This window comes from Ensifer sp. Root423 (genome assembly GCF_001426275.1).
Taxonomy (GTDB): domain Bacteria; phylum Pseudomonadota; class Alphaproteobacteria; order Rhizobiales; family Rhizobiaceae; genus Ensifer; species Ensifer adhaerens.
In genome coordinates, this window is the sequence record NZ_LMEG01000012.1 from 24,454 (window position 1) to 45,456 (window position 21,003).

At 64.2% G+C, this 21,003-nt stretch carries 18 protein-coding genes; 5 read left to right on the top strand and 13 right to left on the bottom strand.

Annotation, left to right across the window (positions count from 1 at the left end):
* Positions 1–41: 41 nt before the first annotated feature.
* The 3 genes from ASD01_RS12785 to ASD01_RS12795 form a co-directional block, all read right to left on the bottom strand.
* Entirely contained in the window at positions 42–1,979 is a 1,938-nt protein-coding gene (locus tag ASD01_RS12785) for a bifunctional 5-dehydro-2-deoxygluconokinase/5-dehydro-2-deoxyphosphogluconate aldolase (protein ID WP_034797539.1), read from the bottom strand.
* Between the two features lie 124 nt (positions 1,980–2,103).
* Entirely contained in the window at positions 2,104–2,958 is an 855-nt protein-coding gene (locus tag ASD01_RS12790; protein WP_034797538.1) for a MurR/RpiR family transcriptional regulator, read from the bottom strand.
* A 305-nt stretch (positions 2,959–3,263) separates the two neighbouring features.
* A complete protein-coding gene (locus ASD01_RS12795) occupies positions 3,264–4,391 on the bottom strand; it encodes a Gfo/Idh/MocA family protein (RefSeq protein WP_034797536.1) in 1,128 nt (375 codons plus the stop codon).
* Positions 4,392–4,662: 271 nt separating this feature from the next.
* On the opposite strand from ASD01_RS12795, the gene ASD01_RS12800 reads away from it, so the two are divergent.
* Positions 4,663–5,469 carry a class II glutamine amidotransferase gene (locus tag ASD01_RS12800; RefSeq protein WP_060644088.1) on the top strand — a complete coding sequence of 269 codons (807 nt, stop codon included), beginning with the start codon at positions 4,663–4,665 and terminating at the stop codon, positions 5,467–5,469.
* 270 nt (positions 5,470–5,739) lie between these two features.
* Here the strand turns inward: ASD01_RS12800 and coaBC are convergent, their stop codons facing one another.
* The gene (gene coaBC / locus ASD01_RS12805; protein ID WP_034797531.1) at positions 5,740–6,948 is read right to left on the bottom strand and encodes a bifunctional phosphopantothenoylcysteine decarboxylase/phosphopantothenate--cysteine ligase CoaBC; all 1,209 of its coding nucleotides are present in this window, start codon (positions 6,946–6,948) and stop codon (positions 5,740–5,742) included.
* A 268-nt stretch (positions 6,949–7,216) separates the two neighbouring features.
* Between coaBC and ASD01_RS12810 the strand changes: the two genes are divergently transcribed.
* Together ASD01_RS12810 and ASD01_RS12815 are read left to right on the top strand one after the other, a co-directional pair.
* Complete coding sequence (locus tag ASD01_RS12810) at positions 7,217–9,028, top strand: diguanylate cyclase (protein ID WP_060529503.1); 1,812 nt, start codon at positions 7,217–7,219, stop codon at positions 9,026–9,028.
* Positions 9,029–9,189: 161 nt separating this feature from the next.
* Positions 9,190–10,770, top strand: coding sequence for an ABC-F family ATP-binding cassette domain-containing protein (locus ASD01_RS12815; protein ID WP_034797527.1), 1,581 nt, complete (start codon positions 9,190–9,192; stop codon positions 10,768–10,770).
* A 5-nt stretch (positions 10,771–10,775) separates the two neighbouring features.
* On the opposite strand, the gene ASD01_RS12820 is transcribed toward ASD01_RS12815, so the two are convergent.
* A complete protein-coding gene (locus tag ASD01_RS12820; protein WP_034797525.1) occupies positions 10,776–11,678 on the bottom strand; it encodes a cation diffusion facilitator family transporter in 903 nt (300 codons plus the stop codon).
* 213 nt (positions 11,679–11,891) lie between these two features.
* Here ASD01_RS12820 and ASD01_RS12825 point away from each other — a divergent pair, with 213 nt between their 5' ends.
* Positions 11,892–12,668 carry a bestrophin-like domain gene (locus ASD01_RS12825; protein WP_034797523.1) on the top strand — a complete coding sequence of 259 codons (777 nt, stop codon included), beginning with the start codon at positions 11,892–11,894 and terminating at the stop codon, positions 12,666–12,668.
* A gap of 6 nt (positions 12,669–12,674) precedes the next feature.
* Here the strand turns inward: ASD01_RS12825 and ASD01_RS12830 are convergent, their stop codons facing one another.
* From ASD01_RS12830 to ASD01_RS12840, 3 genes are all read right to left on the bottom strand, one after another.
* Positions 12,675–13,943: an MFS transporter gene (locus ASD01_RS12830; protein WP_051659374.1), complete on the bottom strand. Its 1,269-nt coding sequence runs from the start codon at positions 13,941–13,943 to the stop codon at positions 12,675–12,677.
* Positions 13,944–14,154: 211 nt separating this feature from the next.
* Complete coding sequence (locus tag ASD01_RS12835) at positions 14,155–14,625, bottom strand: nucleoside deaminase (RefSeq protein ID WP_034797521.1); 471 nt, start codon at positions 14,623–14,625, stop codon at positions 14,155–14,157.
* 11 nt (positions 14,626–14,636) lie between these two features.
* Positions 14,637–15,230 (bottom strand): ankyrin repeat domain-containing protein, encoded by a 594-nt coding sequence (locus ASD01_RS12840; protein ID WP_034797632.1) that lies wholly within the window; start codon positions 15,228–15,230, stop codon positions 14,637–14,639.
* 358 nt (positions 15,231–15,588) lie between these two features.
* On the opposite strand from ASD01_RS12840, the gene ASD01_RS12845 reads away from it, so the two are divergent.
* Positions 15,589–16,461 carry a LysR family transcriptional regulator gene (locus tag ASD01_RS12845; RefSeq protein ID WP_034797519.1) on the top strand — a complete coding sequence of 291 codons (873 nt, stop codon included), beginning with the start codon at positions 15,589–15,591 and terminating at the stop codon, positions 16,459–16,461.
* Between the two features lie 52 nt (positions 16,462–16,513).
* Here the strand turns inward: ASD01_RS12845 and ASD01_RS12850 are convergent, their stop codons facing one another.
* The 5 genes from ASD01_RS12850 to ubiE all read right to left on the bottom strand — a co-directional run bounded on the left by ASD01_RS12850 (position 16,514) and on the right by ubiE (position 20,991).
* A complete protein-coding gene (locus ASD01_RS12850) occupies positions 16,514–17,293 on the bottom strand; it encodes an SDR family oxidoreductase (protein ID WP_034797517.1) in 780 nt (259 codons plus the stop codon).
* A gap of 158 nt (positions 17,294–17,451) precedes the next feature.
* A complete protein-coding gene (locus ASD01_RS12855) occupies positions 17,452–17,712 on the bottom strand; it encodes a hypothetical protein (protein WP_034797516.1) in 261 nt (86 codons plus the stop codon).
* Positions 17,713–17,881: 169 nt separating this feature from the next.
* Complete coding sequence (locus ASD01_RS12860; protein WP_060644089.1) at positions 17,882–18,412, bottom strand: GNAT family N-acetyltransferase; 531 nt, start codon at positions 18,410–18,412, stop codon at positions 17,882–17,884.
* A 222-nt stretch (positions 18,413–18,634) separates the two neighbouring features.
* Complete coding sequence (gene ubiB, locus ASD01_RS12865) at positions 18,635–20,209, bottom strand: 2-polyprenylphenol 6-hydroxylase (RefSeq protein WP_034797511.1); 1,575 nt, start codon at positions 20,207–20,209, stop codon at positions 18,635–18,637.
* 5 nt (positions 20,210–20,214) lie between these two features.
* Positions 20,215–20,991 carry a bifunctional demethylmenaquinone methyltransferase/2-methoxy-6-polyprenyl-1,4-benzoquinol methylase UbiE gene (gene ubiE, locus ASD01_RS12870; RefSeq protein ID WP_034797505.1) on the bottom strand — a complete coding sequence of 259 codons (777 nt, stop codon included), beginning with the start codon at positions 20,989–20,991 and terminating at the stop codon, positions 20,215–20,217.
* Positions 20,992–21,003 lie beyond the last annotated feature (12 nt).

Below are 21,003 nucleotides of genomic sequence, written 5' to 3' on the forward strand. Positions count from 1 at the left end.
GTTCCGCCCTGTCCGGCATTATCGACTGATATCTGTCGATCCTATGCCGCCTTTGTTTCACCCAGTTGCAGCCAGAGATCGACCAGGGCCTTGAATTTTCCGGCCATGTCGGCGATCGCCTGGTCGTCGCTCATCGTGCCGCCGAGCCAGGCCCGGCCGGCATCGGCGAAAATCGTTCGGCCGACGGCAAAGCCCCGGACCGTCTTCGAAGTGCGGGCGGCTGCAAAGCCGTCCTTGAGCTGCTCATAGGGCGCTTCGAGGCCCAAGAGCACCACGCCGCGGCAGAGCGGGTCGCGTGCCTCGATGACGGCATCGATCGCTGCCCAGGCGCCGCGGCTCGCCTGCGGCTCGAGCTTCCACCAGTCCGGCTTGAGCCCGGCATCGTAGAGTTCGGTCAGTGCCCGCGGAATGGTCTGGTCGTCGAGCTTGCCGTGCTTGCCGGCAATGATCTCGATCAGGATCTCACGGCCAACCTTGCGCGCCGCTTCGAAGGCGGAGCGGAGCTTTGCCACCTGCTGGGCTTTCAACTCCGCCGGATCGTCCGGGTGGTAGAAGGAGAGCACCTTGATGCAGTGGTCGACCGGCCAGTCGATCAGGCGACTGCCGAGATCCTGGCTGAATTCGAATTGCAGCGGCCGCGAGCCCGGAAGCTCGATCGGCTTGCCGATCCAGAAGTCGCGATGGGCGCCGGCGGCGTAAAGCGCGTCGCGGCCGTACTTGTCGTCGATCAGCATGCCGAAGCCGGAGCGGCCGGCCGCGACCTGTGCGGCGGCCTTTACCGCCAGCACCTTGAAGGCGGGAATGCGGTCAAGCAGAGCCTGGTCGCCGGCGGCCATGTCTTCGAGCTGGCTGCGATGATCGATCGCCAGCGCCATCAGAAGCGGGATATCGCGGCGACGTGTGGTTGCCCAGTGAACGTGGTTGATCGCCTCGTCCTTGCGCAGGGCCCGTTCTTTGCTGCCCTTTTCCAGGAAGAACTGCAGTTCCGTCCAGGTCGGGATTTCAGGCGCACAGAGCAGGCGCGAGACAGCGAAGGCGCCGCAGGCATTGGCCCAGGTAGCAGACGTCGCGTGCGGCTCGTTTTTGAGCCAGCCGCGCAGGAAGCCGGACATGAAGGCGTCGCCGGCGCCGAGCACGTTATAGACCTCGATCGGAAAGCCCTTGCCGACGATGCCGTCTTCGAGGTCGTCGGTGATCGGACCGTCATAGACGATGCAGCCCATCGGTCCGCGCTTGAGCACAATCGTCGCCTTCGAGAGCGAGCGGATCGTCTTCAGCGCCTGGAGCAGGTCACTTTCGCCCGAGGCGATCAGCACTTCCTCTTCCGTGCCGACGATCAGGTCGCAATCGGCAAGAACCGTTTTCAGATGCGCCGAAACGCGATCCGACGCGATATAACGGCTTTCGCCGGCGTCATGGCCGGCAAGGCCCCAGAGGTTCGGACGGTAGTCGATGTCGAAGACGACCTTCGCGCCGTTTTCCTTGGCAATGCGGATCGCCTTGCGCTGGGCGGCGTCGGTGTTCGGCTTGGAGAAATGCGTGCCCGAGACGAGCACTGCGCGGGCGGAACGGATGAACTCCTCGGAAACGTCATCTTCGCAAAGCGCGTTGTCGGCGCAGTTGTCGCGATAGAAGAGCAGCGGGAAGGTCTTGTCGTTTTCGACCGCGAGGATCGCGAGCGCCGTCAGCCGCTCCGGATCGGTGACGATGCCGCGGGTCTCGACGCCTTCGCGAGTGAGCTGCTCGCGGATGAAGCGGCCCATCTGTTCGTCGCCGACGCGGGTAAGAAGCGCTGACTTCAGACCCAGGCGGGCGGTGCCGACAGAGATGTTGCAGGGGCAGCCGCCCACTGACTTCGCAAAGCTCGAAACATCTTCAAGTCGCGTGCCGATCTGCTGGCCATAGAGATCGACCGAGGCCCGGCCGATGGTGATCAGGTCGAGCGGCTTTGCTCCCTGTGCCGAAACGTTCTGGCTCACTGCTTCCTCCCCGCGGACACCTTGGCGGGCCCGACCATTTCCGTACTGTGGGTGATGGTCGTATGAAACATAAATTCCGACGTTTCGTCAATATGGAATTTTCATTCTATCTGTGCCGTTTTGCCTAGCCGCCCTCGGCGAGGCGCTGGCGCTTCTCGGCGATGGCGACCGTCAGCGCCATGGCAAACGCCATGCTGGCGGAAAGAGAACGGAAGCCGGCATGGTCGGCCTCGACCAGTTCGAACCAGACCTTCGAGGATTCTGCCAAGGGCGAGAAGGCCGAGTCCGTCAGCGACACGACGGGGACCTTGCGTTCGGCGAGAAGCCGCGCCTGGGCCGCACTTTCGGAGGCGTAGGGCGAGAAGCTGACGGCAAAGGCGGCATCGTTTTTCGTCGCCATCGCCAGCATGTCCTCGTCGATGCCGGCGGCGGTGCCGACGAGCTGGTATTTCACCTTCAGCTTGCCGAAGGCATAGGCCATGTAGCTGGAGATCGGATAGGAGCGGCGCTTGGCGATCAGGTAGACGGTGTCGGCCTTGGCGAGGATATCGACGGCGCGTTCGAAGGCTTCAGGATCCACCGAGGAGGCGATGTTGTCGAGCGAGCGGTGGGCGGCAGCGACGAAGCCGTTGAAGATCGAACCGCTTTCGAGCTTGCTGTGGTCGTTGGCGCTGAGCGCCTTCAGCCGGTCCTCATAGCCGGGCGTGCGCTCACGCAGCCGGGCGCGAAAGATCTGCTGCAGGCTGGAAAAGCCCTCGAAGCCGAAATACTGGGCGAAGCGCACCAGCGTCGACGGCTGCACTTCGGCGGAAGTCGCGATGCTCGCTGCCGTGCCGAAGGCGATTTCATCGGGATTGTCGAGCGAATAGGCGGCAACCTGGCGCAGCCGTTTCGGCAGCTCCGCCTTGCGTTCCAGAATGGCGGCCTTCAGCGCCTCGAAATCCTGCGGCACCTCTGTCGTCGTTTCCGGCATGGCCATGTCTCGCTCGTCTCCCTCGATGTCAGTCTGGCTTTCGGCCTCACCCTAATCGATTAGTCGGGAACGGGATAGAACAGGCATTCTATTTTTCTCGGAGCATGTCCAGGAAAAGTGCGAAGCGGATTTCCGTCCGGAATGCGCACCAAAACAGAGAGCATGTCCAGGAAAAGTGCGAAGCGGATTTCCGTCCGGAAATGCGCAGCAAGACGGGCGGCATTTCCAGCAAAAGTGCGTAGCGGTTTAGCGTCCCGACGTGCGTGCAAAAATAGATGGTTTTCCTACGAGACGCCGGCCGTCGAAGCCGCCTAGATCCGCACCCATTCGTTTGTCTTGGCCGATTGATAGGTCGCCGAAAGCACCTTCTGCACCTCGTAGCCTTCGCGGAAATCGGTCGAGGGAGACTTGCCGCCGGCGATGGCGTCGAGGAACTCCTTCACCTCGATGGCCTTCAGGTCGTTGAAGCCGATCTGGTGGCCCGGCGCTACGCAGAACGCGCCATAGGGCGGATGCTCCGGTCCGGCCCAGATGGTGCGGAAGCCGCGGGTGCGGATATCATCGCCCGTCTTGTAGAGGCGGATTTCGTTCAGCCGCTCCTGGGTGAAGACGATGCTGCCCTTCGAACCGTAGATCTCGAAATCGTGCTGCATCTTGCGACCGGTCGCGATCCAGCTTGCCTCGAAGCTGCCGGTGGCGCCGTTTTCGAAGCGCACGAAGGCGCGGGTGATGTCGTCGACCTCGACGGCGCGGGTTTCGCTGGAGCCAGCGGACACCGGGCGTTCCGGGATCTGGATGATGGTTTCGGCAAGCACCTGTTTGATCGGGCCGACGAGGTGGCGCATGGAGGCGATAATGTGGCTGCCGATGTCGGCAAGCGCACCGCCGCCGCTGGCCGGGTTCAGGCGCCAGCCCCACGGAACCTGCGCGTCGGCCATGAAGTCTTCCGCATGGATGCCGCGCATCGAGCGGATCTCGCCGATCTCGCCGCTTTCGATGATGTCCTTGGCAAGGAAGATCAGTGGGTTCTTCAGATAGTTGAAGCCGACCTGGGTCACGACGCCCGCCTTCTCGGCCGCCTCAACCATCTCGCGGCATTCCGCGACGGTCGGCGCCAGCGGCTTTTCACAATAGACGTGCTTGCCATGGGCGATCGCCGCAAGCGCCATCTCCTTGTGCAAAAGGTTCGGCGTGGTGATGTCGATGATGTCGATATCCGGATCGGTCAAGAGCTCGCGCCAGTCGGCGGTCGCCTTGCGGAAGCCCAGTTGACCGCGGGCGCGTTCGGCACTCTCGACGGTCACGTCGGCGACCGAAACCAGATCGAGCTCGAAGGGCAGGTCGAAGACCCGCGCGGCAATGGTGAAGCCGAGCGCATGGGCCTTGCCCATGAAGCCCGTGCCGATCAGGCCGATGCCGAGTTTGCGCTTGCTGCCCATGCTGAATTCCTCCCTGGCGGCGCTGCCGTGTTGGTCTGAAATGAAATGAATTTTGCAAGTTTTGTCAATATGGAATGTTTGTTCGAAATAGGATGGCGATACCGACGTTGTGCCGTTTGAAACAGCCAAAACTGTGCGTTCCGGTTAGCCTCACCTTGACGAAGGGGGAATGTGTTAACGCATTTTTACCATGTTCCGTTGGAACATCGCGTTTCGTCATGGTTAACGAATCGCTCCGCAGTGAACGGAGCGGAGCTGGAGTGAAATCAGCATGTGCCGCTGGGCAGCCTATCGCGGGGAGCCGCTGTATCTCGAGGAACTGGTGACCTCTCCGGCGCACTCGCTGATCGAACAGTCCCATTGCGCGACACGGGCCAAGACCGCCACCAACGGCGACGGCTTCGGCATCGCCTGGTACGGCGACCATCCCGAGCCGGGGCGCTACCGCGATATCCTGCCGGCCTGGTCCGACTGCAACTTGAAGAGCATCGCAAGGCAGATCCGCTCGCCGCTCTTCCTCGCCCATGTGCGCGCCGCGACCGGCGGCGGAACCAGGCGCGACAACTGTCATCCCTTCGTCTTCGGCCGCTGGTCCTTCATGCACAACGGCCAGATCGGCGACTTCGAGCATCTGCGCCGTCCGATGGAGAGCATGCTCGACAATGACCTCTATTCGGCGCGCACTGGCACGACGGATTCGGAGCTCCTGTTTCTTCTCGCCATGCAGTTCGGGCTCGACCGCGATCCGCTTGGCGCCATCGCCGAGGCGCTCGCCTTTATCGAACAGCTTGCCGAGCATCTGGAGCGGCAGGTGCTGGTGCGCTTCACCGCAGCTTTCTCCGACGGCCAGGATCTCTACGCCGTGCGCTACGCCTCCGACTGGAAGGCGCCGACGCTCTATGCCGCACCGATGGGCCCGAGCGGTGGCTATTGCCTCGTCTCCGAGCCGCTCAACGACGACGACAGTGCCTGGGTCGAAATCCCCGACGGCACCGCGGTCATCGTCGGCGAAAACGGAGTCGATGTTGGGCTGTTTTCGACCAAGGGCACGCCGGTCAGATCTCGCCAGATGGCCTGAGCCGGCGGCGCTTTCGGCTTCGACGAGGACGACGCGCCCCTCATCCGGCTGCCGCCACCTCCTCCCCGCAGGTGGGGAGGAGGGACGCGTGGCGCTCGCTCGTCCACGACTGGTTCTTCGAGAAAGCGACCGATTATCATCGTTCTCGAGGTTAGACGGGAGAAGCTAAGCCCGCAGCCAACGGGACGCGATATCGCGTGTGCCGCGTCCCCTCGCCCCGCTTGCGGGGAGAGGGTTCGGGTGAGGGGCATTTGCCATGAGATCGATTGTTTAGCGCGCCAGCTGCTCGGCAATCATCGCCGCCAGCTTCTCCGCCACCGCGTCCTTGTCCATCTCTGGCCAGTCGTCATTGCCGGCATGTGAGATCAGCTTCACCTTATTGCGGTCGCCGCCCATGATGCCGGTTGCCGGCGAGACGTCGTTGGCGAGGATGAAGTCGGCGCCCTTTCGCTCGAGCTTGGCGCGGCCGTTGTCGGCGACGTTTTCGGTCTCGGCGGCAAAGCCGATGACGAGCTTTGGCCGCTTCGCATGGTGGCCGACCGTCTTCAGGATATCGGGGTTTTCAGCAAGCTGCAGCGGCGGCGGCGCCTCGCCCGGCTTCTTCTTGATCTTGTTGCCGGCGGCCGTCGCCACCCGCCAGTCGGCAACGGCGGCGACCATGACGGCGACATCGGCGGGAAGGGCGGCAAGCACCGCATCGCGCATCTCTTCGGCCCGCTCCACATGCACGACTTTCACACCAACCGGATCCGGGATCGTCACCGGGCCGGAGACCAGCGTGACGTCGGCGCCGAGCTTTGCTAGCGCCGCGGCGATCGCATGGCCCTGCTTGCCGGAGGAGCGATTGGCAATGTAGCGCACCGGGTCGATCGGCTCATGCGTCGGCCCTGAGGTGACGACGACGCTGCGCCCGGCAAGCGGTTTTGGCGCGCCTAAGAGCAGGTCTTCAACGGCCGCGACGATCGCCAGCGGCTCACTCATGCGGCCTTCGCCGGCCTCGCCGCTTTCGGCCATTTCGCCCGCTTCCGGGCCGATGAAGCGGAGGCCGTCCCTCGCAAGCGTCGCCCGGTTGCGGCGCGTCGCCGGATGCGCCCACATTTTCGGGTTCATCGCCGGCGCAACCAGGACAGGGCGGTCCGTTGCCAACAGAATGGTCGAGGCGAGATCGTCCGCATGGCCGTTCGCCATCCTCGCCATCAGGTCGGCGGTCGCGGGTGCCACGACGATCAGATCGCATTCGCGCGCCAGCCGAATATGGCCGACGTCCTGCTCGTCCTCGCGCGAAAACAGGTCGAGATAGACATGCGAGGCCGAAAGCGCGCCGACGGCAAGCGGCGTCACGAACTCCTGTGCGCCCGCCGTCATGACCGGCCGCACGCTTGCACCGCGCTCCCTGAGCCGTCGGATGAGATCGAGGCTCTTATAGGCCGCGATGCCGCCGGAGATGATGAGGAGAATACGCTTGCCCGACAGTGTCATTTGCACCCGGCCCTTCGGCCGTCCTCTCGCCCGGCATGGGCTGCCGAGCCTACGCGATACCAGAATAGTCCAGGCGATCGGCCTCACCGACGCCTTTGATGTCGAACCTACTTGAGCGATCTGCCGGGCGCAACGTGTCCGGAGGGGCCGGCATGTCGAGGGGGCGGAACAAAAGCCGCGCCGCTTGTGTCAACCGGGGCAGGGGCTGTTGCCGAAGCCTGATAATGCGGTTAATCCGCTCTCAATCCGCGGGGGCTAAGCTTCTTCCATGCGAATAAATGCGATCACAAACTGGGCCTATGGCGTGACCGTCCTTCTGACGGGGCTTTCCGGTGCCGCCTTCATCCTGTCGACCGACAGCGCGATCAAGGAACGCCAGGCGGTTGAGCAACATCTGGTGCTTGATACACTCGGCGAAGAGCTTGCGCTCGGGGCTGAAACGCGAAGTGACGAGGCACGTCTTTATGTGATGCGCGGCGACGAGCGCCATCTGGAAGCCTTCCACCGCGCCGAGGAAGAAGAACGCCGGCGCGAGGAGGCGACCAAGACCGCGACCAATCTTGGCGCAACGCCGGCGGAGATCGCCGCCTTGCAGGATATCGTTCGCGAGGCGGAAGCGCTCGACAAGGTCGAGGTTGCCGCCATCGATGCCTATCAGAAGGGTGACCGCGCCGGCGCGCAGGTAAGGCTCTTTGGGCCCGAGCACGAGCGTCTGCAGACCGCCCTTCTTGAGACGGTGGCGCGGTTCAGGGACCTGACCAACGTCCGCACCGGCGCGGCCCTCAACGAGGCGCAGGAGCGCAGCGATTGGTATGCGGCGGCCGCCAAGACGATGCTCGGCATCACCGCCGCCCTGTTCCTGAGCGTGCTCTATTTCATCCTCAAGCGCCGCGTCGCCATGCCGCTTACCCGCATGAGCGGAATCGTCACCCGCCTCGCCGAGCAGGATTACGCCGTGGAAGTCCCGCTCGATCGCCGCAGCGACGAGATCGGCGAGATGAACAAGGCGATCCATATCTTCCGCGAAAACGGCCTGGAGCGGGACCGTCTGGACGCGGAGCGGCGGCTAGACCAGCAGACCAAGGATCTCATCCTGCAGATGATGCACCGGCTGCAGGCCTGCCAGAGCCAGGACGAACTGGCCGAGGTCGTCGCCCGTTTCGCGCCGCAGGTCTTTCCCAACCTCGCCGGCCATCTCTATGTGCTGAACGACAGCCGGACGCTCCTGTCGCGCGTCGGTACCTGGCTCGATCCGCAGCACTCGGCGCCGACGTTTCCGTCCAGCGCCTGCTGGGGGCTCCGCCGCGGCCGGCCGCATGTCAGCAACCGTGGCCACAGCGACATCGCCTGCCAGCACCTCGACGATGAAGGCGTGATCGGCCTCTGCGTGCCGCTGACGGCCCAGGGCGACACGATCGGGCTCCTCTACTTCGAGGAACGGTCTGAGGAGGAATTCGCGGTCGAGGCGTCGCGCCTCTATCTCGAACTGATCGCCGAAAACATCGGGCTTGCCGTCGCCAATCTTCAGCTGCGCGAGAAGCTTACCAATCTCGCCGTCCGCGATGCGTTGACGGGCCTGCTCAACCGGCGCTGCCTCGATGAGGCGCTGAACCGGCAGCCGCGCGGGCAGGCCGGCAAGCCGCTCAGCTGCCTCATGATCGACATCGACCACTTCAAGCGCTTCAACGATGAGTTCGGCCACGATGCCGGCGACGTCGTCATGCAGTATGTCGCGCAGATCATCGTCGACACGGTCGGCGATGCCGGCAGTGCCTACCGTTTCGGCGGCGAGGAGTTCACCGTGCTCATGCCCGACGCCGGCGAAGCCGAGGGCTTCGAGCTTGCCGAGCGGCTGAGGACGCGGATCGGCACGACGCCGCTGTCGCATCGCGGCCGGATTCTGGGCACGGTTTCGGTCTCGGTCGGCGTTGCCTCGGCGCCGGACGATGGGCCTGTAGCCACGCTCCTGACCCGGGCCGATGCCGCTCTTCTCGACGCCAAGAACCACGGCCGAAACCGGAGCGTGCGGGCCTCCGGGCTCGTCTTCGGCGACGACGAGGTGCAGCGCAGCCTCGCCTGATCCCCTGGCCCCCGCAGGTCTGTATCGAAGGGCCCGCCTTGAAACGGGCGCATTCGATGCTATCTATGACCGCGATAGAAATTTGAACAGGATACACGCATCGATGGATTTCACCCTGACCGCCAAGCCGAACCGTCTTGCCATCAGGGAAAACCGTATCCATGCCTGCTTCGATTTCACTCTCCCGTATTTCGTGGTCCGCGCCTGAGGGCCGAAGCCTCCTTTCCGATCTCGACCTGAGCTTTGGTCCCGTTCGCACCGGCCTTGTCGGTCGCAATGGCGTGGGAAAATCCACCCTGCTGCGACTGGTCGAGGGAACGCTGGCGCCGCAGGCCGGCAAGGTCAGCGTCGTCGGCAGCCTCGGCGTGCTCAGCCAGACCGTTCAGGTCGCGGCCGACGAGACCGTCGCCAATCTCTTCGGCGTCACCGACGCGCTTGCGGTTCTGCAGAAAGCAGAAGAGGGGGGCGCCACCCTTGACGAACTGGCTTCCGCCGACTGGACGCTGGAGGCCCGCATGGAGGAAGCGCTGGCGCGCGTCGGTCTGGACGCTTCGGCGGAAACGCGCCTTGCCGCCTTGTCCGGCGGGCAGATGACCCGCGTGAAGCTTGCCGCGCTCGTCTTCAAGGAGCCTGACTTCATCCTGCTCGACGAACCCACCAACAATCTCGACCGCGAGGGGCGGGCGGCCGTCGCTGCGCTGATGGCGGGCTGGCGCGGCGGCGCCATCGTCGTCAGCCATGATCGCGAACTCCTGGAAGAGATGGACGCAATCGTCGAACTGACAACGCTCGGCGCCACCACCTACGGCGGCAATTGGAGCCACTATCGTGAACGCAAGGCGATCGAGCTGGCGTCTGCTCGCCACGATCTCGCCGATGCCGAGCGGCGTCTGGCCGAGGTCGAGCGCAAGACCCAGGAGACGGCCGAACGCAAGGCGCGCAAGGATGCCGCCGGCCGCCGCAAGCGCGCCAAGGGCGACGAACCGCTGCTCTTGCTCGACGCCAGGAAGGAGCGTAGCGAAAAGACCGGCGGCGACAATGCCCGCCTTGCGGACCGGCGACGGGACCAGGCGGTCGGCGATCTCGTCGAAGCGCGCGAGCGCATCGAAATCCTGCAGCCGCTGACTGTTCGCCTGCCGCCGACCGGACTGCCTGCCGGTCGCAGTGTCCTGCAGGTCGATAACGTCGGCGTCGGCTATGAACGGGGGAAGCCGGTCGTCGACCGGCTGTCGCTCTCGATCGTCGGGCCGGAGCGCGTTGCGCTTACCGGCCGCAACGGTTCGGGCAAGACGACCCTGCTGTCGCTGCTGACGGGTGATCTACAGCCATGGTCCGGCAGCGTGCGCCTGCTCGTCGATCACGCCGTGCTCGACCAAAAGGTAAGCCTGCTCGATCCCGCGCTCTCTATCCGCGACAATTTTCGGGGTCTCAATCCTGATGCCAGCGAGAACGATTGCCGGGCAGCGCTCGCCCGCTTCATGTTCCGGGCCGATGCTGCCCTGCAGGTCGTCTCGAGCCTCAGCGGCGGCCAGATGCTGCGGGCCGGTCTGGCCTGCGTGCTCGGTGGTCGCAATCCGCCGCAGCTCCTGATCCTCGACGAGCCGACCAACCATCTGGATATCGATTCCATCGAGGCGGTCGAGGCGGGGCTCAGGGCCTATGACGGCGCGCTGCTCGTCGTCAGCCACGACCGGGCCTTCCTGGAGGCGATCGGCATCACCAGGCGGATCGAACTTTCCTGACGGGACTATTCCGCCCAGCGCGCGTCGCCGGTAAAGGCGATCGTCAGCCAGCGGTCATGGCCGGGATCACCGATCTCCTCGCCGATCTCGGCGCGGATCCGGTCGAGTTCGGCGAGCGTGCCGACCTTGGTTTCGGGCGTTCCGATCAGATAGACCTCGATCGTCTTGGAGCGCCCGACCTTGGCGACATAGGTGCGGTAATCGGCAAAGCCGTGGCGTGTGACGGCGTTCGCCGCTGCCTGCCGCACGCGCTCGTCAAGCTCGGCGGGTGCGACGAGGAAGATCTCCTTCAGCGCCTGGAAGACCGTGCGGATCGGCAGCGGGATCAGGCAGAGCGTCAGCACGATCAGGATCGCCGGGTCGACATAGGGCGTGACGTACTCGTAGGCCGTTCCCTTCAAGGCGGCGGCGATCGCAAAGGCGACGAGCAGGGCGGAGGTAATCGCGCCGGACATCGCCCAGGCGCGCACGTCGAGCGCCAGGAACTCCGAGCCGATCGGCCGGTTCGCCCGGCGTACATAGAAGAACATGAAGGCGCAGATCACCACGACGACGGCGGCATAGGCGATCGCCCAGTCGAAGGCGAGGTGATTGCCGCCCGACAGAATGGAGCCGACGGCGTTCACCATCGCGTAGAAGGAAAGCAGGGTCAGAAGGCCGGCATTGAAGAGCAGCACCATCGGTTCGATGTGCCAGAAGCCCATCTGGAAGCGCTTGCTCGGTTTCGGGATAAGCTGCGTCACGCCAAGCGCAAGCAAGGTCATGGAGGCGTCGACGGCCGAGAAGACGCCGTCGAACACGATGGAAACCGAGCCCGATAGCAGACCGAAGATAACGCCCGTCACCCCGACGACCACGGTGGCCGCGATCGATTGTTTGAGGACTGTCTGTTCGCTTGGCGCACTCATGATCTTGTTATTACTCCGGTTTTGGTGGGGTGCGTAGGCGTTGGCAGTGTCGAAATGGTGGCAAGACGGGTGGATGGCGCTGCAAGCATAGCGTTTCGGCCAGCCGCAAGACAGCCGCCCAGGGCCTGGTCCGGGGCGTGCAGTTGTCTTTCGCCGGTCGTGGGCTCAGAATTGACGAAGGCCCGCGGCAGGAGAATGGGCTGTGGAGGGGACATGATCGTCGAGATGCTGCTCGGTGCACTCTTCGTGTGTGGCACGGTCGCACTGACGCTTGCTGCGTACTTCCTGATGCGGCTGATCATGGGCGGCGAGGCCGAGGGCCATGAAAAGGAGCTGGCCAGTTCGGTCATCTTCCGGATCTCGGCACTGCATGGCCTGATCCTTGCGCTCGTGTTCGCGCAGGAGATGGTCGAGTACCAGCAGCTCAAATACGAAATGGCGACCGAAGCCGGCGCTATCGCCGACATCTACTATGATGCCGCACGCTACGGTGAAGGCTTCAAGGCACCGATCCAGCAGGCGATATCCGCCTACGTGTCCCAGGTGATCGACGGCGAGTGGCAATCATTGGCGGACAAGGGCCGTCTTTCAAATGAGGCCTGGGCGTTCTGGGACAAGGCCTACCAGCATGTGCTGAACCTCGTGCCCGCCGACAAGCGTCAGGAGAGCCTGCGCAGCCAGATGCTGGAGCGGCTGCACGACGTTTCGCAGAGCCGGACCAAGCGGGAAAGCAACGTCGCGGACTCGATCGACAGCATCTTCTGGTTCGCGGCACTCTCCGGTGTGATCTTCATCGCGCTCGCCTATTATGCCTATCCGCCGAGACGGCGGAACCTGCTGCTGCTCTGCCTCTTCGGCGCCTATACCGGCATCATCCTGTTCCTGATCTACGCCTTCTCCAATCCGTATCAGCCGCCGGCAGCACTGGCGCCGGGGCCACTCGAACGGGTGCAGGAGCAGATCAACGCGTCGCCCGCGACCGGCTTATAACCGGTGTCAAGCGAACTGCCCCAGCCGCAGCAGGTCTCCCGTGGCGGCGCCATCGTCGAGCGCCGTGGTGCGCGCGGCCTCAGGACGCGGCGGCGGCATGGAATGGCCGATCGCAAACAGAAGCGCACCTGCCGCAGCAAATGCCCCGAACAGCAGGAACATGCCGGCGCCGCCGACGGCGCCAAGCGCAAGGCCGCCGGTGAGCGGCCCGAGGAAGTTTCCAAACGTCGAGAGCGAATGGGCACCGAAATAGGTGCCGCGGTTGCCGGCGTTGGAAATTCCATCGACCAGCACATATTCCGACGGCACGACCAGCACCTCGCCTATGGTGAAAAGGATCATCGAGGCGACGAGCATTTCCATTCCGGACGAGGCGGCAAAGCCGATTTCGCCGATCAGGAACAGCAGGCTGCCAAGCGACAGCGCATGCAGGGCGCCGATCCGTTCGATGACGAAGCGGGCCGGCGTGCTGGCGACCAGCACCGTTACCGCGTTGGTCGAAACCAGCAGCGCAAAAAGCGTGACGCCGTCCTCAAAGCCGGTATTGAGATACTGCGACAGGGTCACGGACCACTGACCGTGAACGGCGAGAAGCAGCGTGCCGCCGACGACGAAGAAGACCAGGCGCCGGTCACGCAAGGCGGCGACAAGTCCGCGCCAGCCACCGGCACTCCCTGACGTTCGTTCGGTTTCGATAGCCTGCCTGTTGCTTGCCTCCGGTACCGTGAGCAAGAGCACGAGACCGAAGGCTGCGTGGATGACGCCCGCGATGACGAAAAGCGTCACATAGGCAGCGCCGACCCATACGCCGATCAATGGCCCGATCGCCCAGCCGGCATTGATGGCGAGATAACGCCAGGAGAAAACCTTGAGGCGCAGATGTTCAGGCGCCGCATCGCTCATCAAGGCGCGCGCGACCGGTTCAAAAACGGCGGCGGCAACGGCGGAAACGATGTGGGCCAGCGCGAAGGCGGCGATCGATTGTGCCAGTCCGAGCCCGGCCAGCGCCAGTCCGGCCATGAAGAGTGCGACGGTCAACACGCCTTTTCGGCCAATCCGATCGGAGAGCGTGCCGGCGAACGGGCTGACGATCGCGCCGAGCAGCGGCCCCACGCCGATCAACGCGCCGATGCTGGCAGGGTTGAGGCCGAAGTCACGCTGGAGGCGGATTGCAAGGAAGGTCAGGCTCATGCCCTTGGCAATCGTCACCACACCGGAGCCCGCGATGAGAAGCAGTGCGACGAAGCGGCCGGCTTTTTCGGAATAGGCAGTCATCACGGGCACCTGCTGGCTGGAATCCGCCCGGTCTCCTTAAGAGATGGGGCGGCATAAAAGGAAGAAACGCCTATGCGATTACAGCCGGCACGTGTGTTCGGCAAGGGGCGTCGATTCCCAATGGGGCCCGGCATGAACAGAAAAGCCCGAGGCGGCCGTCGGCCGCCTCGGGGCTATTCGCAACGTGATGGCCGGGCGTTGGCCCGACGACTCAAGTCTTGGCCAGGCGCTCTTGCCAGGCGGCGTAAAGCGGTGTCGTTTCGGCATCGTCGACCGGCACATGGCGGAAGCGCATGGCCTGCTCGGCGAGCGGTTTTGCCAGTTCCGCATAGATCGCTGCGGTCGAGAGGCCAAAGGGTTCGGCGTCGGCATTCGAGTTCGCATAGGCGATCTCGGTGATTCCGGCCATGCGCATGGCCGCCAGGCACATCGGGCAGGGCTGGCCGCTGGCATAGACGGCGGCGCCTTCGAGCCGCGGGGAACGAAGGTTTTGGGCGGCGGAACGCAACGCGTTCAGTTCCGCATGCGAGGTAGGGTCGCCGGATGACAGCATCTCGTTGACGCCGCGACCGACGATCTCGCCATCCTTGACGACGACGGCGCCGAAGGGGCGTCCGCCTTTCTCGATGTTGCGGCGGGCAAGCGTTACTGCCTCGGCCAGATAGGTCTGTTCCTGGGTCATGAGAGTTCTTTCTAGCGTGCGCCGGCGTCGGCCAGCAGCCTCTCGATCTTGCCATAGCCGCGCTGGCGGGCATGGGTCAGCGGGCTGACACCCTCGCCATCGGCAAGGTTCACGTCGGCGCCGGCCTTGATCAGCAGGCGTACGATCTCGATGTGCTTTTCACCGCCACTGCCGAGGATGATGGCTTCGAGCAGCGCGGTCCAGCCGAGGCGGTTGACGTGATCGACGTCGATGCCGGCTTCGATCAAGGTCTTGACGGTCTCGACATGGCCGCGCTCTGCGGCCGGGATCAGCGCCGTTCCGCCATAGCGGTTGGTGCTCTTGAGGTCGGCGCCATTGGCAAGCGTCAACTTCAGGATGTCGAGATGCCCACGCGCGCCGGCATAAAGATAGGGGCTGTCCTGGATCTTGTCCTTGGCGTTGACGTCGGCGCCGGCCTCGATCAGGGCACGCGCCGCATCGACGCGATTTTCATGGGTGGCGGCGAGCAGCGCCGTCGCACCGCTGGCGTCGCGCGCTTCGATGCTCGCGCCTTCCTTGAGCAGCGCCTTGACCTTGTCTGGATCGCCGGTCTCGGCGGCGGAGATCAGCTGGTTTTCAAGCATCGAGGCCCCCACGGTTTGAGGTGCAAGGCTGAAGGCGGCAATGGATGCGCCGATCAGCGAGCCGAAAAGTCTTGGTCGCATTTGTTCTTTCCGATCATGCGGGCCGGCCGAATGGGTCGGTCGATCGCAATGGTTCCGGTTAAGAGCGGACGAGGAAACCTCGAAAGGGCTCCATCCGTGCCGCTCTTGCTCATCGCAATCTCGTGCTTACTTGAGCCGATCCGTGACCTTTTCAAGGGCGCAAGACACGCGTCGTCGCCGAACGTCTCCCGCGCCCGGCGTGGCCCTCCCGTGTGCGACCATAGGCAGTGCCGCATTCATTTGGAAATTAAATGTATGAATGCTATCAAGTGGAAATATGAATGATCAACCTTTCGATCTGGATCTGCTGAAAGCCTTCGCGGCGGTGGCCGATTGCGGCGGTTTCACCGCTGCGGCCGGCCGGCTCAATTCCACCCAGTCGACCGTCAGCCAGAAAGTCCTGCGGCTGGAAGAGCAGGCCGGCCATCGGCTGCTCGAACGCAGCCATCGCCAGGTCCGCCTGACGGAAGCGGGCGAGCAGTTGATCGGCTATGCACGGCGCATGCTGGCGTTGGACGCGGAAGTGCGGCAGCTTCTCTCGGGCGCATCGGTTGCCGCGACGCTGCGCCTCGGCCTGCCCGAGGACTTTGCAGCCGGCCGCACGACCAGCACACTCGCGGCCTTTGCCCGCCGCCACGAGAATGTCAGGCTCGAAGTGACGAGCGGGCTCAGCCGCGAGCTGCGGTCGCTCTATGATCGTGGCGAGCTCGATATCGTCGTCGTCAAGCAGCGCCGCGGCACGGGCGATGCCGTGAAACAGTGGCAGGAAAGCCTGTGCTGGATCGACAGCGCCGCCCATCCTGTTCTGGCGCTCGATCCTCTGCCGCTCGTCGTCTTTCCGCCGCGCGGCCTCTATCGCGACGACATGGTGGCGGCACTGGATGCCTCAGGGCGACGCTGGCGCGTGAGTTATACCAGTTCCAGCCTCGCCAGTATTCAGTCGGCGGTCGCCGATGGGCTGGGCATCAGCCTGCTGCCGGCCCGCGTCGTCCACGACCGGCACCGGACGGTGGGGCCGCAGCAAGGACTGCCGATGATCGAGACGATGGAGATCGCCCTCTATTACCGGCCCGAGGCCGGCGCGCTGGTCACGCGGTTGGCCGAAGACCTCTCGGCGCTCATCGGCGATGACAGTCGGGACGAGGTATGACCTCGCCTTCGTAGCTCACCCCAATCCGTCGGCGGAAATGTCCAGAACGGTATCAGAGCATCGAGCGGCTGAGGCCGCCATCGATGGGCAGCGCCACGCCGGTGATGTAGCTTGCCTGACGGCCCGCGAGGAAGGCTGCGGCCGCCCCGAATTCCGCCGGCGTGCCGTAGCGGCCGATCGGGATGTCGCGTTGGCTGCGGGCTGCGACCGTCTCGACATCGAGCCCTTCGCTTTCGGCGTCCATCCGGTCGAAGCTGAGCGTGCGGTCTGTGGCAAGCCTTCCGGGCAGAAGCAGGTTCACGGTCACGCCGTCGGCAGCGACCTCGCCGGCGAGCGTCTTCAGCCAGCCGGCAACCGCACTTCTGAGCGCATTCGACGCGGTGAGCCCGACGATCGGTTCGCGGATACTGGTGGAGGCGACGGCGATAATGCGCCCGAACTGGCGTTCCCGCATGCCGGGCAGCAGCCGGCCGGCGATGCGCATGCCGGCCAGCACCATGGTCTCGAATTGAGAACGCCAGAAGTCCGGTTCGATGACCGAGGCAGGTGAGGGCGGCGGCCCGCCGCCATTCAGCACCAGAATGTCGATCGCGCCGAAATCGGCTTCGAGCTGGTCCAGCAGGCCATCGAGGCTTTCGGGCTTCGAGAGGTCGAGGGCGTAGCCGCGCGCCGAAGGGCTGATGTCGCTTGCCACCTTGGCCGCCGATGTCGCGTCGCGGCCGGTGAGCGCCACGATGACGCCTTCGCCGGCGAGAGCCTCGGCAATACCGCGCCCCAGCCCCTTGCTGCCGCCAAGCACCAGCGCACGTTTTCCGGCGATACCAAGATCCATGACCGACCCTCCTCGATTGCGGAATTCAGAATGGCTCGGCATCCGAGCTACACCAGATTTCCTCGCAGCGGAATCGTTTTGACGTCAGTGGATGTCGGAATGCAAAAGCCCGGCCGCACCGCGGCCGGGCTCTCAAGCGCCCTCCCTCATTCTGTCGCTTAGCGGCAGATGCGGATTTTCTTGTAGTAGCGGTTGCCGTAGCTGTCGTAGCGCTTCACCGTCTTCAGGAAGCAATAGGGTTCGTCCTCGTAGTAGTAGGGTCCGCCATAATAGCTGCCGACGTAGCCGACACGGCCGCTCCAGCCATGACCGTAGTAGCCGTTGCCGAAGCCGATCGAAATGCCACCGGCCTGCGAAGGTGCTGCAAAGGAGATGGCAGCGGTAATGGCGACAGCGGCTGCGACGATGAACTTGCGCATGATGATCTCTCCTCCGGATGGGTTGGGATGAACCTTTGTCATCCATGAGACGAAAGTCGCATGAAGCCGAGATATTCGCAGTTCCGGATGGAACAGGATGCTGCCGGCGGTTGCGCTGGATCGCAATCGGCCGGCCACAGTCCGTGCCGGTTGCCGGCCGTTGCGGCCTTCAAGCGGCCTTCGGCGCCGCAGGTTCACGAATGCGGGCCATCGCGAACACGTCGGCCAGCACACCGTTCCTCAGCGCATAGGCCCGGTGCGTACCCTCCATCTCGAAGCCGGCCTTGCGGTAGAGTGCGATAGCGGGCTCGTTGTCGGTAAAGACCGTAAGCTCGATGCGGCTGATGCCGAGCCAGTTATCGGCGGCGTCGATCAGAGCGGTCAGCAGCGACTTACCGATGCCCTCGCCGCGATGGTCGTCGTCGACGCGGATCCCAAGGGCCGCGGAATGATGCCGGCGCCCCTTGCTGCGATGCAGTCCGGCCATGCCGAGGATCCGGTCGGCGCGCTCGGCGACGATGACGACGCTGACGTCCGAGAGGCTCTCCAACCACTTGCGTGTCTGTTCCGGGGTGGCGAACGGCTGGCGCAGCGTGCCCGAGCGGATGCCCGGCTGGCTCATCAGCGCCGCGATCGCTTCGAAATCGACGACGCGGGCCGCGCGGATGTTGATATCTGAAGGGTCGTTTGCGTCGGTCATTGTTTCCTCTCTTTGGTTCCGAGGAAACAGGTCCCAACCCTGCTCGCCTCGGCAGGGTTGGTGGGGGACATTTCGCTTAAGTCAGCGCAACAGGTCTCCCGCACACCCCTGGGGTATGCGTGCAAAGCACCATGACGAGAATAGAGCGATTATCCATGCGGGAAGGATAGCAAGCGTGGGTAGAAAGACAAGCCCGCCGCGCCGGTTCGGGCGCGGGCGGGATCAGGTCACCTGCCAGGCGATATAGGCGAGCGTGGCGGCGATGAGCCACAGCGCGATGCGGCCGGAGCGCGTGTGTTTCGCTTCCGCCTTGCCGATCGCATGCGCGGTCTCGGCGTCGAAGCGCAGACCGTTTTCGCTCATCGCCATGATCTCGCTCGAAAACTTCTCCGTGCGGGCGGCGATTTCGGGCGCGGCTTCAGCCAGCCTGAGTGCGGCATGCAGGCCGTCGCGCAAATCGGTGACGATGCGCTTCGGTCCGAGATTGTCGCGGATCCACTTGCCGACGACCGGCTCGGAGGCCTTCCACATGTTGAAGCGCGGATTGAGCGTGCGAGCCACCCCTTCAACGACCACCATGGTCTTCTGCAGCATGACGAGCTCGGGGCGGGTCTGCATGTCGAAGAGCTCAGTGACCTCGAAGAGCAACGTGAGCAGCTTCGCCATCGAAATGGTTTCGGCCGGCTGGCCGTGGATCGGCTCGCCGATCGCGCGGATCGCCTGGGCGAAACTCGCAGCGTCGTGGTGCGAAGGGACATAGCCCGCCTCGAAATGCACGTCGGCCACGCGCTGGTAGTCGCGGGTGATGAAGCCGAAGAGGATCTCGGCCAGGAACCGGCGTTCCTTCTTGCCGAGGCGGCCGACGATGCCCATGTCGACGGCGACGATATGGCCGGCATCGTCGACGAAGAGATTGCCCTGATGCATGTCGGCATGAAAGAAGCCGTCGCGCAGCGTGTGGCGCAGGAAGGACTGGATCAGCACTTCGGCTAGAAGGTTGAGGTCGTGGCCTGCGGCCTTCAAGCCCTCGATGTCCGACATCTTGACGCCGTCGATCCACTCCATGGTGACGACGTCGCGTCCGGTCCGCTCCCAGTCGACCTTCGGCACGCGGAAGCCGGAATCGTCCTTGGTGTTCTCGCCAAGCTCGGAAAGGGCGGCCGCCTCCAGACGAAGATCCATCTCGATCTTCGTCGTCTGTTCCAGCGTCTTGGTCACCTCGACCGGCTTCAGCCGGCGGGTGTAGGGCAGGAAACGCTCCTGCATATGGCTGACGAGATACATCGCCTCGATGTCGGAGGCGAAGCGCTGCCGCACGCCGGGACGGATGACCTTGACCGCGACCTTCTCAGGGCCGCTGTCGCGCATCACGATCGCCGGGTGCACCTGAGCGATCGAGGCCGCGGCCATCGGCTCGGAAAACTCGGCATAGAGATCATCGACCGTCCGGCCGAGTGATCCCTCGATCGCGGTCTTCGCCTCGTTCTGCGGGAAGGTCGCCATGCGGTCCTGCAACAGCGACAGGTCTGCGGCAAACTCCGCGCCAACGACGTCGGGGCGGGTTGCGAGGAACTGGCCGATCTTCACATAGGAGGGGCCGAGCCGGGCGACGGCGCGCGACAGCCGGTCGCTACGCTCCTCTCCCGGCACTCTGCGCCGCGCCAAAAGTCCGGCCGCCTTCTGGGCGAAACGGGCAAAGGGTGGCAGGTGCTCCGTCGGGACGGCCGAGACGACGCCTTCGCGCACGAGAACCCAGCCGATCCGCGCGAGGCGGATATATGCTCCAGGCGTGCTCATCGGGATCAGATTTTCCAGCCGGAATGCAGCGCTGCGATGCCGCCGGTGTAATTGGTGAAGGAGACGCGCGAGAAGCCCGCTTCCTTGATCATCGTCGCGAAGTCCTTCTGGTTCGGAAACTTGCGGATCGATTCCACCAGATACTGGTAGGGCGCTTCATCGCCGGTGATCAGCTTGCCGAACTTAGGGATCGCGTTGAACGACCAGGCATCATAGAAGCGGTCGAGCAGCGGCATTTCCACTTCGGAGAACTCCAGCACCAGCAACCGGCCGCCGCGCTTCAGCACCCGGTATGCCTCCTTCAGCGCCACGTCGATGCGCGGCACGTTGCGGATGCCGAAGGCAATCGTATAGGCGTCGAAGGTATTGGCCTCGAAAGGCAGGTCCTCGGCATTGGCTTCGACGAAATCGAGATTGGCGGAGAGCTTCTTCTTCTCGGCGCGCTCGGCGCCGACGGCCAGCATCGAGCCGTTGATGTCGAGCACCGTCGAATGCGCCTTGCGGTCGGAGGCTTCGATGATGCGGAAGGCGATATCGCCGGTGCCGCCGGCAACGTCGAGCGTCCTGTAGCCCTCGCGGCGTGGCGGGTTGAGGGCCGCGATCATCGCATCCTTCCAGGCGCGGTGCAGGCCGGCCGACATCACGTCGTTCATGATGTCGTAACGCTTGGCCACCTTGTGGAAGACGTCGTTGACAAGCGGCTGCTTCTCGCCCGTGCCGACGTTGCGGAAACCGAAAGATGTTTCCATGCCGCCATCGGCCGATACGCGCTGATCCGTCATACGAAGAACTCC